Here is a 13,929-nt window from a genome sequence, read left to right as displayed (position 1 = left end):
GGCATTGAGCGAAGAAAATACGTACGACTCAACGAGCATTAAAGTGCTGAAAGGCCTGGATGCCGTACGCAAACGTCCCGGTATGTACATTGGTGACACCGACGATGGCAGCGGTCTGCACCACATGGTGTTCGAAGTGGTCGATAACTCGATCGACGAAGCTCTCGCCGGCCACTGCGACGACATCAGCATCATCATTCACCCGGATGAGTCCATCACCGTTCGTGACAACGGTCGGGGCATCCCGGTAGACGTGCACAAAGAAGAAGGTGTTTCGGCAGCCGAGGTCATCATGACCGTACTGCATGCCGGCGGTAAGTTCGACGACAACTCCTACAAAGTATCCGGTGGCCTGCACGGTGTAGGTGTGTCGGTGGTGAACGCACTGTCCAAAGAACTGGTCCTGACCGTTCGCCGCAGCGGCAAAATCTGGGAACAGACTTACATCCACGGTGTTCCACAAGAGCCAATGAAAATCGTTGGTGAGAGTGAAACCACCGGCACCCAGATTCACTTCAAGCCATCGGCCGAGACGTTCAAGAACATCCACTTCAGCTGGGACATCCTGGCCAAGCGGATTCGTGAACTGTCCTTCCTCAACTCCGGTGTCGGCATCGTCCTCAAGGATGAACGCAGCGGCAAGGAAGAGTTGTTCAAGTACGAAGGCGGCCTGCGAGCGTTTGTTGAATACCTGAACACCAACAAGACTGCGGTCAACCAGGTGTTTCACTTCAACATTCAGCGCGAAGACGGCATCGGCGTGGAAATCGCTCTGCAGTGGAACGACAGCTTCAACGAGAACCTGTTGTGTTTCACCAACAACATTCCACAGCGTGATGGCGGTACTCACCTGGTGGGTTTCCGTTCCGCACTGACGCGTAACCTGAATACCTACATCGAAGCCGAAGGTCTGGCGAAGAAGCACAAAGTCGCGACCACCGGTGACGATGCCCGTGAAGGCCTGACCGCGATCATTTCGGTGAAAGTACCGGATCCGAAGTTCAGCTCCCAGACCAAAGACAAGCTGGTTTCTTCCGAAGTGAAGACCGCAGTCGAACAGGAAATGGGCAAGTACTTCTCCGACTTCCTGCTGGAAAATCCGAACGAAGCCAAGCTGGTCGTCGGCAAGATGATCGATGCGGCGCGTGCTCGTGAAGCGGCGCGTAAAGCCCGTGAAATGACCCGTCGTAAAGGCGCGCTGGATATCGCCGGGCTGCCGGGCAAACTGGCTGACTGCCAGGAAAAAGACCCTGCCCTTTCCGAACTGTATCTCGTGGAAGGTGACTCTGCTGGCGGTTCCGCCAAGCAGGGGCGTAACCGTCGGACCCAGGCCATCCTGCCGCTGAAGGGCAAGATCCTGAACGTCGAGAAGGCGCGCTTCGACAAGATGATCTCTTCGCAAGAAGTGGGCACCTTGATCACCGCGCTGGGCTGCGGCATCGGTCGCGACGAGTACAACATCGACAAGCTGCGTTACCACAACATCATCATCATGACCGATGCTGACGTCGACGGTTCGCACATCCGTACCCTGCTGCTGACCTTCTTCTTCCGTCAGTTGCCGGAGTTGATCGAACGCGGCTACATCTACATCGCTCAGCCACCGCTGTACAAGGTCAAGAAAGGCAAGCAAGAGCAATACATCAAAGACGACGAGGCCATGGAAGAGTACATGACGCAGTCGGCCCTGGAAGATGCGAGCCTGCACCTGAACGAAGAAGCACCTGGCATCTCCGGTGAAGCGCTTGAGCGTCTGGTGACTGATTTCCGTCTGGTGATGAAGACCCTCAAGCGTCTGTCGCGCCTGTACCCGCAGGAACTGACCGAGCACTTCATCTACCTGCCAGCGGTGAGCATGGAGCAACTGTCCGATCACGCAGCAATGCAGGATTGGCTGGCTCAGTACGAAGTTCGCTTGCGCACCGTAGAGAAGTCCGGCCTGGTTTACAAAGCCAGCCTGCGTGAAGATCGTGAACGTAACGTCTGGCTGCCAGAGGTCGAACTGATCTCCCACGGCCTGTCGAACTACGTCACCTTCAACCGCGACTTCTTCGGCAGTAACGATTACAAGACTGTCGTTTCGCTAGGCGCTCAGCTGAGCACGCTGCTGGACGACGGCGCGTACATCCAGCGTGGCGAGCGCAAGAAGCCGGTGACCGAGTTCAAGGAAGCCCTTGAATGGCTGATGGCTGAAAGCACCAAGCGTCACACCATCCAGCGATACAAAGGTCTGGGCGAAATGAACCCGGATCAGCTGTGGGAAACCACCATGGACCCAAGCCAGCGCCGGATGCTCAAAGTGACCATCGAAGACGCCATTGGCGCGGACCAGATCTTCAACACCCTGATGGGTGATGCGGTCGAACCACGTCGTGACTTCATCGAAAGCAACGCCCTGGCGGTGTCCAACCTGGACTTCTGATCCCGGTCGATGCCAACGAAAAGGCCAACGCATTGCGTTGGCCTTTTTTATTGGTGCGCCAGGCATGGCGCGTTGCGCGTAAGCGCAACCAGCTTGGCTGTGGTGGCCACGCTGGTGACTTGGAGGTGAAAGTCCTCTACACACCCGGCAAGGGGAAGTGTTAGCCAGAGGCAAGGGTGTCGCGGGTGACTGCGAATCTGAAGGAAGCCCGAGGCAAAATGCTGGCCTGACGAACAGGAAGCGGATAGAGGCGGCGCAGCGGGGTAAGAAGGCCAATATCTTCAAAGCCCGATACTTGCACGGAACGCTGCGACGTAGATCCGACAGGCATAAGCAGGAAGGTCGCGCGAATTACCCTGGGAGATCTGTTTAGCCTGCCATGTGCTACCGGCGTCGCGAGATGACGGGATGGGCGACAGAAGTCAGCAGAGGCCGTAGTAGTTGCTCGAAACCGGAGTAATGAAGGGCTGAACCTGCCATGAGTGGATAGTCGGGTGTGATCTCTGTTGGAGCGTAAAGCAGAAACTCCGCGTAGCGGAGGTCAAGACCATTAGGAGGTAGGAGCCGGAAGCTCCGAGGGCCGGTCTGGGCGCTTAGATACCGCAGGCGACACATCAACGGAACCAAGCTCGCTGACGTTGTTTGTCAGTAGGCAGGAACCGCCGTATACGGAACCGTACGTACGGTGGTGTGAGAGGACGGCGGGGGCAACCCCGCCTCCTACTCGATCCTGCGTTTCACTCGCTCGCTGGCGCCACACTCTCCAACCGATACCCATACCCGTAAATCGTCAGCAACTGCCAACCGCGATCCGCCGTCAGGCCAAGCTTGTTGCGCAGGCGATAGATGTGGGTGTCCAGCGGCCGGGACGACGACATTTTTTCATGGGGCCACAGTCGTTCGTACAGGTAATCCCGTGACAGCGGTCGGCCGAGGTTGCTGAACAGGCAATGCGCCAGGCGGTATTCGCGTTCGGTCATGACAATCGGTTTGCCGTCGCGGGTGATGGTCAGTTCGGCGTCGTCGAAAACCAGATCATTGAAGCTCAACCCTTCGGCCGCCGCGCGCTGCTGGCCATGTCGGCGCAGGACCGCGCCAACACGGGCTTTCAGTTCATTGGGGCGGAAGGGTTTGCTGACGTAGTCATCGGCGCCGGCATTCAGGGCCTGAACGATATCGCTTTCGCCGTCCCGACTGGTGAGCATGATTGCCGCAGGCGGCGCTTCCATGTGCTCGCGGGTCCAGAGCAGCAATGATAAACCCGTGAGGTCGGGCAGTTGCCAGTCGAGTATCAGCAGATCGAAAGTCTCCCTACGCAGTTGGCGCAGCAGGTCTTCGCCTCGTTCGAAGCTGTACAGCGACCACGGCTGCTCTCCGGCTTCGGCCATTTGTTGCAGGGTTTGCTCGACCCGGCGCAGTTCGGCGGGCTCATCGTCCAGAATCGCTACGCGCATACAGGGTGATTCCTTGTCGCTTGGGCAGCTCTTTATCGACCATAGCGGCTCAATCGAAACAGGGAAAGCAAGTGGCCCGCCGTTGGTCGCGGCGTCCGCTATGATTCTTTGAGTCGAAACTTCAGGCGTAGTAATCATGAAACCGTTTACCCCGTCCTGCCCTGTTGGCCATGTTTGACCAACGCCGCCGTGAAATCCGAGAGCCAAGCCAGGTACAGCGATTGTTTCGGCAATTGGTGCGCGAGTGGTTGTGGATAAGTCTTGTGCTGTTACCGCTGACGACGTTGCTGTCTTATCGCGTGCAAATCAACCTGGGCGATGCGTCCCCAGGTCTGAGCGCAGGGCTTTCCCTTGTTCTGGTGACGTGCGTGCTCGGGTTGTTGCTGTGGCGCCCGCGCCTGGCGCTCTGGTTGACGCTCACGGGGATGGCTTGTGCGTTGCTGACCAGCGCCGGCCTTGCGGAGTTCAAGCGCTGGTGGTGGTCACCGACGCCTGCGGTGCTGGGGATGCTGTTTGGTTATCTGATCTGGAACTGGCGGCGCCTCAGTGTGGTGCTGACCTATTTCGGTTGGGAATTGGCGCGGTTGGACAGCGAGCCGAAAGTGTTTCCGGAGCGCCGTCGTGCCCAGTATCCCGGTGGCGACCGTTTGCAGAAGCAGATCATGGCGCTGGAACAAGCCATGAGCCTGACCCGCGATACCCACCGATTCATCGCCGATGGTCTGGAGTACTTGCCGGTGGCCACCTTGATCAGCGATCCCCAAGGGCAGATTCTGCTCGGCAACCGCAAGGCTCGCGACCTGTTTGGCGGGGATCTGGTCGGCGATGATGTGCTCGGGCGACTTAAACAGCTCGGTTATCCGGATATGAGTCGTGGGCCGGGCTCGTCTTTATCGACACTGCCGCTGCTGGAGTTTCGCGACCTAAGGGAACGCAGCCTGCGTCTGGAGCGTGGCGGGTTGTTGCCGGTAGACGGTGATATTCCGGTCGGCTGGCTATGGAACCTGACTGATTTGAGTGTTGAGCGCGAGGCGGAGGAACAGCGCGCGATCCTGTTGCGGTTCCTGTCCCACGACCTGCGGGCACCTCACTCGGCCATCCTCGCGTTGCTCGACGTCCACCGTCATCAAGTGGGCGGTGATGCGCAACTCTTTGATCAAATCGAGCTACAGGTACGCCGGGCCCTGGAACTGACTGACGGTTTTGTACAACTGGCGAGGGCCGAGTCCGAGGCTTATCAGTTTCAGCCGAGCCTGTTTGCGATGCTGGTGCTGGATGTGTTCGACCAGGCGCTGCCCATCGCGCAGCTGAAACAGATCGAACTGGTTCATCAAGTGGAAGAGGAAGCCCAGGAAAGTCTGGTTCTTGCGGATCAGGCGCTGCTGACCCGGGCGTTGTTCAATCTGCTGGAAAATGCCATCAAATACAGTGTTTCAGGTACTCGTATCCGTTTGCGCGTCAGTCAACGCGACGGCTGGCTGATCTGTGATCTCATCGATCAGGGCAAAGGCATCGCCACTGAGGAATTACCCGAATTGTTTAGCCAATACCGACGCTTTTCTTCCGCCCAGGGTATCGATGGCGTGGGGTTGGGATTGTCGATGGTCAAAGCCGTGGTTGATCGGCACGGCGGGCGAATCGAGTGTCAGAGCGAGGTGGGTCGGGGTACGAGATTCAGGCTGCAATTTCCGCTGCTTGCCGAATGAACGCGAGTGATTCAGGTCGCTCCGTCATATCGGAAGTCAGCAATTGTTCCGGGCATAAAAAAACCGGCTATATCAGCCGGTTTTTTTACGTCCAAAAAAAACTTATGCACGTTTTTATGGTTTTTATCATTCTAAGAAATATGTAAAAAAATCATAAAGTTACGTGCAATAAACGACGTTTTTCGATGAAACGGTACACAGGTTATCCACAGAATCTCAGATAGCCACCTGATCGTTTGAAACCGGCGCTTGCGGAGCCGGTGGCAGCGAGCCCATTTCCCGTTGCATCTGCTCGTTCCACGCCTGGACCCGGTCGTTCAATTCAGCAATGGCTCGCGGTCCGGTGCCTGCGGCATACATCGGCTTGCCAATGATCACAGTGATGACGCCCTGCTTCTTCACCCAACCGGTTTTCGGCCAGAACTTGCCTGCGTTGTGCGCAATCGGCAGCACCGGCAATTCGGCATTGACCGCCAAGGCGCTGCCACCGCGCGAGAACTTTCCGACGGTGCCGAAAGGAACGCGCGTGCCTTCAGGGAAGATCAGCACCCAGACATTGTCCTTGAGCAATTCATCGCCCTTCTTCGCAACATGCTTGAGTGCGGCTTTCGGGTTGTCGCGATCGATGGCGATCGGTCGCAGCATGGCCATGGCCCAACCGAAGAACGGCACATAGAGCAATTCACGTTTGAGCACCTGGCTCAGCGGTGAAAAGTAAGCAGAGAGAAAGAACGTCTCCCACGTGCTCTGGTGGTTCGACTGAATGACGCAAGGCTGTTCAGGCACGTTCTCGGCACCTTTCACTTCGTAACGGATACCCAGAAACACTTTGCTCAGCCATAGGGCGCAGCGGCACCAATACACGTTGATGAAGCGATAACGCGCCTTGAAAGGCAAAAACGGCGCGATAAAAAAACTCAGGCTGCACCACAGCAAGGAACTGGTGCCCAGCAGCAGGTAAAAGAGGAAGGTTCTGATGGCCTGCAATATCGACATGGTGACGTTTACCGTTGCGGGCATTGCCCGCCTGTATAAAGCGCACTCCTGATGGATCCTTTATCAGGAATTTCAGAAGCACTCTAATTGTGGATAAGTTCTGCGGCAATCGCCGCCAGATCGTCAAAAATCAATGTGCCTACCGGTAGGGTCTTGCCCAAAGTCTTTTCGCCTTTCCCGGTCTTTACTAAAACTGGCTGTGAATCGACGGCTTTGGCGGCTTCCAGGTCACCAAGGCTGTCGCCGACGAACCAGAGATTGGTCGGCGACACGTTGTAATGAGCGGCGATGGTTTTCAACATCCCGGGTTTCGGCTTGCGGCAATCGCAGCCTTCGTCCGGCCCGTGGGGGCAGTAGACGATCAGCCCGACTTCACCGCCCTGCTCCGCCACCAGCGCGCGCAAGCGCTCGTGCATGGCATCCAGGGTGGCGAGGTCGTAATAGCCGCGAGCGATGCCCGACTGGTTGGTAGCGACCGCTACCGTCCAGCCGGCCTTGCTCAACTGCGCGATGGCTTCGATCGAACCGGGGAGCGGAACCCACTCCTCCACCGACTTGATGTAAGCGTCGGAGTCGTAATTGATCACTCCGTCCCGATCGAGAATCAGCAGTTTCAACAGCAGTCCCTCAACCCAGCAGCGAAATGTCGGCGACGCCGAGGAACAAACCACGCAGGCGCGCCAGCAACGCATAACGGTTGGCGCGGACTTTTGCGTCCTCCGCGTTGACCATCACGGCTTCGAAGAACGCATCCACCGGCTCGCGCAGTGCAGCCAGGCGTGCCAGGGATTCGCTGTACTGACGCGAGGCGGCCATTGGCTGTACAGCCTGGTCAGCCTGCTGGATCGCCGAGTACAGGGAGAACTCGTTGGCGTTGTCGAAGTACTTGGCTTCCACGACTGTCGGAACGGAGCCTTCGACCTTGCTCAGCAAGTTCGACACGCGCTTGTTCACGGCGGCCAGGGCGGCAGCTTCCGGCAGTTTGCGGAAAGCCTGTACCGCTTGCACGCGCTGGTCGAAGTCCAGGGCCGAGCCTGGCTTCAGGGCACGTACCGACAGGTAGGTCGCAACATCGACGCCTTCGTCTTCGTAACGGGCACGCAGGCGGTCGAAGATGAACTCCAGCACCGATTCGTTCAGGCCGGCAGCCTTGACCTTGGTCCCGAATGCATTCACAGCGAAGGCCACCGCGTCGTTCAGGTCCAGATCCAGTTGCTTCTCGATCAGGATACGCAACACACCCAGTGCGGCACGGCGCAGGGCGTACGGGTCTTTGCTGCCGGTCGGCAGCATGCCGATACCGAAGATACCCACGAGGGTGTCGAGCTTGTCGGCGATGGCCACGGCCGCACCGGTCAGAGTGCTCGGCAACTCAGCGCCGGCACCGCGCGGCATGTACTGCTCGTTCAGCGCCAGTGCGACATCTTCCGGCTCGCCGTCGTTGAGGGCGTAGTAGTAACCGGCGACACCTTGCATCTCCGGGAACTCGCCGACCATCTCGGTCGACAGGTCGCACTTCGACAGCAGGCCCGCACGGGCTGCCCACGCAGTGTTGCCGCCGATGCGCTGAGCGATGAACGCGGCGAGCTTGGAAACGCGTTCGGCCTTGTCGTAGACGCTGCCGAGTTTCTCCTGGAACACCACGTTCTGCAGGCGCAGGTTGAAGTCTTCGAGCTTCTGCTTCTTGTCTTGCTTGAAGAAGAACTCGGCGTCGGTCAGGCGTGGGCGAACCACTTTCTCGTTACCGGCGATGATCTGCTGTGGATCTTTGCTCTCGATGTTGGCCACGGTAATGAAACGTGGCAGCAACTTGCCGTCGGCATCCAGCAGGCAGAAATACTTCTGATTGTCCTGCATGGTGGTGATCAGGGCTTCCTGCGGCACGTCGAGGAAGCGCTCCTCGAACGAGCACACCAGCGGCACCGGCCATTCGACCAGCGCGGTCACTTCATCGAGCAGGGCTGGCGGAACGATTGCCGTGCCTTCCTGGCGGGTGGCCAGCTCTTCGGTGCGCTTGCTGATGATCTCGCGACGCTCGTTGGCGTCGGCCAGCACATAGGCGGCACGCAGGTCGGCCAGGTAGCTGGACGGCGAACCGATGCGCACGTTTTCCGGGTGATGGAAGCGGTGGCCACGGGAGTCGCGGCCGGCCTTCTGGGCGAGGATGGTGCAGTCGATGACCTGGTCACCGAGCAGCATCACCAGCCACTGGGTCGGACGAACGAACTCTTCCTTGCGCGCACCCCAACGCATGCGTTTCGGGATCGGCAGGTCGTTCAGGGAATCTTCGACGATGGTCGGCAGCAGACTCGCGGTCGCCTTGCCGGCGATGCTCTGGCTGTAGCGCAGTTTCGGGCCGCTCTGATCGATTTCGCTCAGGTCGACGCCGCACTTCTTGGCAAAGCCCAGTGCCGCTTGGGTCGGGTTGCCTTCGGCATCGAACGCGGCCTGGCGTGGCGGGCCGTCGAGGTTGATGCTGCGATCCGGCTGCTGGGTGGCCAGTGCGGTGATCAGCACGGCCAGGCGGCGCGGCGCGGCGTAGACGGTTTTGCTCTCGTAGTTCAGGCCGGCAGCTTGCAGGCCCTTGTCGATACCGGCGAGGAACGCCTCGGCCAGGGTGTTCAGGGCTTTGGGTGGCAGTTCTTCAGTGCCCAGTTCAACCAGAAAATCCAGAGCACTCATTGTGCAGCCTCCAGCTTGGCCAGTACTTCATCACGCAGGTCCGGGGTCGCCATCGGGAAGCCCAGCTTGGCGCGAGCCAGCAGGTAGGCTTGCGCAACGGAACGCGCCAGGGTGCGTACACGCAGGATGTATTGCTGACGCGCGGTCACCGAGATTGCCCGGCGCGCATCCAGCAGGTTGAAGGTGTGGGAAGCCTTCAACACCATTTCGTAGCTCGGCAACGGCAGCGGCTGGTCGAGTTCGATCAGGCGCTTGGCTTCGCTTTCGTAGAAATCGAACAGTTCGAACAGCTTGTCGACGTTGGCGTGTTCGAAGTTGTAAGTGGACTGCTCCACTTCGTTCTGGTGGAACACGTCGCCGTAGGTCACTTTGCCGAACGGACCGTCAGCCCAGACCAGGTCGTAGACCGAGTCCACGCCTTGCAGGTACATGGCCAGACGCTCGAGACCGTAGGTGATCTCGCCGGTCACCGGGTAGCACTCGATGCCGCCCGCTTGCTGGAAGTAGGTGAACTGGGTCACTTCCATGCCGTTGAGCCAGACTTCCCAGCCCAGACCCCAGGCGCCGAGGGTCGGCGATTCCCAGTTGTCTTCGACGAAGCGGATGTCGTGGACCAGCGGGTCCAGGCCGACATGCTTGAGGGAGCCCAGGTACAGTTCCTGGAAGTTGTCCGGGTTCGGCTTCAGGACCACCTGGAACTGGTAGTAGTGCTGCAGACGGTTCGGGTTTTCGCCGTAGCGGCCGTCAGTCGGACGGCGGCTTGGCTGCACGTAGGCAGCGTTCCAGGTTTCCGGGCCGATGGCGCGCAGGAACGTTGCGGTGTGGAAAGTGCCGGCGCCTACTTCCATATCGTAGGGCTGAAGTACCACACAACCTTGCTCGGCCCAGTATTGCTGGAGGGCGAGGATCAAGTCTTGGAAGGTACGCACGGCTGGCGTAGGCTGGCTCACGAAATTCACCTGTTTCTTGGGCTGCGATTTAAAGAGCGGGAGTATACCCGATTCATTGCTGCGCACGCCCCCTGGAGCCTTATGCCACGCTGCTTTTGGTGTTCCGAAGATCCGCTGTACATGGCATATCACGATCAGGAGTGGGGCACGCCGCTACGCGATGCGCAGGGTTTGTTCGAGTTGCTTTTGCTCGAAGGGTTCCAGGCCGGGCTTTCCTGGATCACAGTGCTGCGCAAACGCGAGCATTATCGCCAGGTGATGTTCGGTTTTGATGTCCAGCGCGTGGCGCAGATGAGCGATGCTGAAATCGACGAGTTGATGCTCGATCCCGGCATCATCCGCAACCGCCTCAAGCTCAATGCGGCCCGGCGCAATGCCCAGGCCTGGCTGGCGCTGGAGGACCCGGTGGCGTTTCTCTGGTCGTTCGTCGGTGGCACGCCTGTGATCAATCATTTCAAGGATCGCAGCGAAGTCCCGGCCGTGACGCCGACCGCCGTGGAAATGAGCAAAGGCTTGAAAAAAGCCGGTTTCACGTTCGTCGGGCCGACCATTTGCTACGCGCTGATGCAGGCCTCGGGCATGGTCATGGACCACACCCGGGACTGCGACCGCTACGCGCAGTTGGCGAACGGCGGTTAGAATGGCCGCCTCGCGCACAGCACAAAATCAGGAGTGACCTGTGGATAAGTTGAAAGGCGCCTTGCTGGTAGGCGCTCTGCGGCTGTTTGCCCTGCTTCCGTGGCGGGCCGTGCAGGCCGTGGGCTCGGCGATTGGCTGGGTCATGTGGAAAACCCCGAACCGTTCCCGCGACGTGGTGCGGATCAATCTGTCCAAGTGCTTTCCGGACATGGACCCCGTCGAGCGCGAACGTTTAGTCGGACAGAGCCTTAAGGACATCGGCAAGTCACTGACCGAAAGCGCCTGCGCCTGGATCTGGCCGGCCCAGCGCTCCATCGACCTGGTGCGCGAGGTCGAAGGCCTCGACATATTGAAGGACGCCCTTGCCTCCGGCAAAGGCGTGGTCGGCATCACCAGCCACCTGGGCAACTGGGAGGTGCTGAACCACTTCTATTGCAGTCAGTGCAAACCGATCATTTTCTATCGTCCGCCGAAGTTGAAGGCGGTGGATGAATTGCTGCAAAAGCAGCGGGTGCAGTTGGGTAACAAGGTCGCCGCTTCCACCAAGGAAGGCATCCTCAGCGTCATCAAGGAAGTGCGCAAAGGTGGTGCAGTGGGCATTCCCGCTGACCCGGAACCGTCCGAATCCGCCGGGATCTTCGTGCCGTTCTTCGCCACCCAGGCACTGACCAGCAAGTTCGTGCCCAACATGCTGGCCGGCGGCAAAGCAGTCGGCGTGTTCCTGCACGCCCTGCGCCTGCCGGATGGTTCAGGCTACAAAGTGATCCTTGAAGCCGCGCCAGAGGCCATGTACAGCACCGATACGGCGGAGTCCTGTGCGGCCATGAGTAAAGTGGTCGAGCGCTATGTGCGGGCGTATCCGAGCCAGTACATGTGGAGCATGAAGCGCTTCAAGAAGCGTCCACCGGGTGAAGAGCGTTGGTATTGATTCAATTGGCATGATCTGTGGATAACCCTGGACTTGGGGTTATCCACAACCGTTCATTCAAGGGCGCAGAAGATGTCCGAACACCGCAAGTCATTGCGCATCAAGATCAGTCACGAAAGCTTTGGCGATTGCCTGGGGCAGACGCGCAACCTGTCTACCACTGGTGTTTACGTCAAGCATCCGCAACTGTCGGCGCTGCCCCGGGGGGCGGTGGTATACGGTCAGGTGCAGGAATTACCCACAGGCGCGCCGCGGGTACGCATGGAAGTGGTGCTGGTGGATGCCGAGGGTATCGGTTTGCGTTATCTCTGATCAGTGAGCCTGACGCTCAAGCTTCTTCAGGAACACCGTCATTTCCTTCTCGGCCTGCTTGTCGCCATGGCCGCGAGCAGCTTCCAGGCCTTGCTCCCAGGCCTGCCGTGCGGCCGTAAAGTCCGCCAGCGCCAAATGGGCCTTGCCCAGTAGTTTCCACGCCGCTGAATACTTCGGATCGAATTCGACGCAGCGTTGGAAATGCTCCGCAGCCTTGGCGTTTTCCCCCAGATCCAGATAGCCCTTGCCCAGGCCGAAGCGCAGCAATGAGTTATCCACACCCTTGGCGAGCATTTTTTCCAGGGATTCGATCATCAGTGGATTCCTTGATAGAGGTGAATCAGGGGTTGATGGATTCCAGTGAAATTGCTATCGCGAGCAGGCTCACTCCTACAGGGGAATGCATTCCAAATGTAGGAGCGAGCCTGCTCGCGATGGGGCCAGTGCAGTCGCTGCAAAACCTCAGAAGAAGCTCAACCCCACATGGAACAGCTTCTCCACATCGCGAATATGTTTTTTATCCACAAGGAACAGAATCACATGGTCGCCCGCTTCGATTACGGTGTCATCGTGGGCGATGATCACTTCTTCGTCGCGGATAATCGCACCAATGGTAGTGCCCGGCGGCAGGCCGATGTTTTCGATGGCCTTGCCGATCACCTTGCTCGATTTCGCATCGCCATGGGCAATCGCCTCGATGGCTTCTGCCGCACCCCGGCGCAGTGAGTGCACACTGACGATGTCGCCTCGGCGCACGTGGGCCAGCAAGGTGCCGATGGTCGCCAGTTGCGGGCTGATGGCGATGTCGATGTCGCCGCCCTGGATCAGATCGACATAGGCCGGGTTGTTGATGATCGTCATCACCTTCTTCGCGCCCAGGCGCTTGGCCAGCAGCGACGACATGATGTTGGCTTCGTCGTCGTTGGTCAGGGCCAGGAAAAGGTCGGCGTCGGCAATGTTCTCTTCCATCAGCAGGTCGCGGTCCGAGGCGCTGCCTTGCAACACCACGGTGCTGTCGAGGTGGTCCGAGAGATGACGGCAGCGTGCCGGATTCATCTCGATGATCTTTACCTGATAACGGCTTTCGATGGCCTCGGCCAGGCGCTCGCCGATCTGCCCGCCACCGGCGATGACGATGCGTTTGTAGGTCTCATCGAGACGGCGCATTTCGCTCATCACCGCGCGAATGTTCGCCTTGGCGGCGATGAAAAATACTTCGTCGTCGGCCTCGATCACCGTGTCGCCCTGGGGCAGGATCGGCCGGTCACGACGGAAAATCGCCGCGACGCGGGTTTCCACGTTCGGCATGTGTTCACGCAATTGCCGCAGTTGCTGGCCCACCAGCGGCCCGCCGTAGTAAGCCCGCACTGCCACCAGTTGCGCCTTGCCTTCGGCGAAGTCGATTACCTGCAAGGCGCCGGGATGCTGGATCAGGCGCTTGATGTAGTTGGTAACCACTTGTTCGGGGCTGATCAGCACGTCCACCGGAATCGCTTCGTTCTGGAACAATTGCTCTTCGCGGGTCAGGTACGCGGCTTCGCGCACCCGGGCGATCTTGGTTGGAGTGTGGAACAGGGTGTGGGCGACCTGGCAGGCGACCATGTTGGTTTCGTCGCTGTTGGTCACGGCGACCAGCATGTCGGCGTCATCCGCTCCGGCCTGGCGCAACACGGTCGGGAATGAGCCGCGACCTTGTACGGTGCGGATGTCCAGGCGGTCGCCGAGATCGCGCAGGCGTTCGCCATCGGTGTCGACCACGGTGATGTCGTTGGCTTCGCTGGCCAGGTGTTCCGCCAGCGAACCGCCGACCTGCCCTGCTCCGAGGATGATGATTTTCATC

The 13,929-nt window shown here is 59.1% G+C and carries 12 protein-coding genes; 5 read left to right on the top strand and 7 right to left on the bottom strand.

Annotation, left to right across the window (positions count from 1 at the left end):
* Positions 1 to 4: 4 nt before the first annotated feature.
* Positions 5 to 2,422: a DNA topoisomerase (ATP-hydrolyzing) subunit B gene (gyrB, locus tag KGB07_RS07990; RefSeq protein ID WP_046039531.1), complete on the top strand. Its 2,418-nt coding sequence runs from the start codon at positions 5 to 7 to the stop codon at positions 2,420 to 2,422.
* 737 nt (positions 2,423 to 3,159) lie between these two features.
* On the opposite strand, the gene KGB07_RS07985 is transcribed toward gyrB, so the two are convergent.
* Complete coding sequence (locus tag KGB07_RS07985; protein ID WP_046042736.1) at positions 3,160 to 3,876, bottom strand: response regulator transcription factor; 717 nt, start codon at positions 3,874 to 3,876, stop codon at positions 3,160 to 3,162.
* A gap of 170 nt (positions 3,877 to 4,046) precedes the next feature.
* Here KGB07_RS07985 and KGB07_RS07980 point away from each other — a divergent pair, with 170 nt between their 5' ends.
* Positions 4,047 to 5,582: a sensor histidine kinase gene (locus KGB07_RS07980; protein ID WP_223465163.1), complete on the top strand. Its 1,536-nt coding sequence runs from the start codon at positions 4,047 to 4,049 to the stop codon at positions 5,580 to 5,582.
* Between the two features lie 216 nt (positions 5,583 to 5,798).
* Here KGB07_RS07980 and KGB07_RS07975 read toward each other — a convergent pair whose 3' ends face one another.
* From KGB07_RS07975 to glyQ, 4 genes are all read right to left on the bottom strand, one after another.
* Complete coding sequence (locus KGB07_RS07975) at positions 5,799 to 6,578, bottom strand: lysophospholipid acyltransferase family protein (protein WP_223465358.1); 780 nt, start codon at positions 6,576 to 6,578, stop codon at positions 5,799 to 5,801.
* An 83-nt stretch (positions 6,579 to 6,661) separates the two neighbouring features.
* A complete protein-coding gene (gene gmhB / locus KGB07_RS07970) occupies positions 6,662 to 7,201 on the bottom strand; it encodes a D-glycero-beta-D-manno-heptose 1,7-bisphosphate 7-phosphatase (protein ID WP_185754839.1) in 540 nt (179 codons plus the stop codon).
* A 4-nt stretch (positions 7,202 to 7,205) separates the two neighbouring features.
* Positions 7,206 to 9,260, bottom strand: coding sequence for a glycine--tRNA ligase subunit beta (gene glyS / locus KGB07_RS07965; RefSeq protein WP_046042733.1), 2,055 nt, complete (start codon positions 9,258 to 9,260; stop codon positions 7,206 to 7,208).
* A complete protein-coding gene (gene glyQ, locus KGB07_RS07960; RefSeq protein WP_003187265.1) occupies positions 9,257 to 10,210 on the bottom strand; it encodes a glycine--tRNA ligase subunit alpha in 954 nt (317 codons plus the stop codon). Before glyQ ends, glyS begins: the two co-directional genes overlap by 4 nt.
* A gap of 81 nt (positions 10,211 to 10,291) precedes the next feature.
* On the opposite strand from glyQ, the gene KGB07_RS07955 reads away from it, so the two are divergent.
* The 3 genes from KGB07_RS07955 to KGB07_RS07945 all read left to right on the top strand — a co-directional run bounded on the left by KGB07_RS07955 (position 10,292) and on the right by KGB07_RS07945 (position 12,089).
* Entirely contained in the window at positions 10,292 to 10,849 is a 558-nt protein-coding gene (locus KGB07_RS07955) for a DNA-3-methyladenine glycosylase I (RefSeq protein WP_007985082.1), read from the top strand.
* A 40-nt stretch (positions 10,850 to 10,889) separates the two neighbouring features.
* A complete protein-coding gene (locus KGB07_RS07950) occupies positions 10,890 to 11,777 on the top strand; it encodes a lysophospholipid acyltransferase (protein WP_046042732.1) in 888 nt (295 codons plus the stop codon).
* A gap of 72 nt (positions 11,778 to 11,849) precedes the next feature.
* Entirely contained in the window at positions 11,850 to 12,089 is a 240-nt protein-coding gene (locus KGB07_RS07945; protein ID WP_046042730.1) for a pilus assembly protein PilZ, read from the top strand.
* On the opposite strand, the gene KGB07_RS07940 is transcribed toward KGB07_RS07945, so the two are convergent.
* Complete coding sequence (locus KGB07_RS07940) at positions 12,090 to 12,407, bottom strand: tetratricopeptide repeat protein (protein WP_185754838.1); 318 nt, start codon at positions 12,405 to 12,407, stop codon at positions 12,090 to 12,092.
* Positions 12,408 to 12,551: 144 nt separating this feature from the next.
* The gene (gene trkA, locus KGB07_RS07935; RefSeq protein ID WP_046042728.1) at positions 12,552 to 13,928 is read right to left on the bottom strand and encodes a Trk system potassium transporter TrkA; all 1,377 of its coding nucleotides are present in this window, start codon (positions 13,926 to 13,928) and stop codon (positions 12,552 to 12,554) included.
* Position 13,929 lies beyond the last annotated feature (1 nt).

It is taken from the genome of Pseudomonas sp. GL-RE-26 (genome assembly GCF_019956275.1).
Classification (GTDB): Bacteria; Pseudomonadota; Gammaproteobacteria; order Pseudomonadales; family Pseudomonadaceae; genus Aquipseudomonas; species Aquipseudomonas grandcourensis.
Note: the sequence above shows the minus strand (reverse complement) of the source record. Positions and strands in the feature narration are given on the sequence as shown.